1 protein-coding gene and 1 pseudogene are annotated in these 598 nt (G+C 45.2%); both read right to left on the bottom strand.

What is annotated here, in order from left to right; translation table 11 throughout:
• A pseudogene (locus tag R7Q11_RS27755) lies at positions 1 to 155 on the bottom strand (arginyltransferase); the annotation flags it as partial.
• The coding region (gene aat / locus R7Q11_RS27750; protein WP_225467180.1) for a leucyl/phenylalanyl-tRNA--protein transferase at positions 152 to 598 on the bottom strand (447 nt) is incomplete at its 5' end. The pseudogene R7Q11_RS27755 and the gene aat, both read right to left, overlap by 4 nt.

The following is a 598-nucleotide window of genomic DNA, read 5'->3' as shown; positions in this document are numbered from 1 at the left end:
CGACGAAAGCCATTAGCCATCAATAGTTGATAGTTTTGTTCAGTATGTAATTCAGCGTCCAATGCCACCGCAACACGCTCTTGTCGCTCCAGTAAATAGCTACAAGGATGGTTGTTGGTTAACCCAATTCGAATGTGTTGTAGATCTGTGCTCATGATTCTGAATCCTGCAAAACTTGGGGCGTAAAGGTGTCAGAAGCCGTTTGCTTTTCTCTTAAAGATAGTAGCTTTTGTATGGACTCGTCTCGGTCAAGTTCAAATGCGCCGAGGGATGCCAAGTGCGGGTTCATCACCTGACAATCTATTAATTGACCATGCTTTGACGCCAAATGCGTGCACAAATACCACAACGCGATTTTTGATGCGTTGTCTTTCAAACTGAACATGGACTCGCCACAAAAAAGTTGACCCACGCTAATGCCGTATAAACCGCCAACAAGCGTGTTGTCATGCCATACTTCTACTGAGTGGCAATGCCCTAGGTTGGATAGCTGAATATAAGCGGCTTGCATCTCTTCATTCAGCCATGTTTCATCTGCTGGCCGTGTCGACGAGCAAAGTTGAATGACGTGCTCAGTCGCTTGATTTATAGTGACTTT

Source organism: Vibrio sp. 970 (assembly GCF_033339075.1).
Note: the sequence above shows the minus strand (reverse complement) of the source record. Positions and strands in the feature narration are given on the sequence as shown.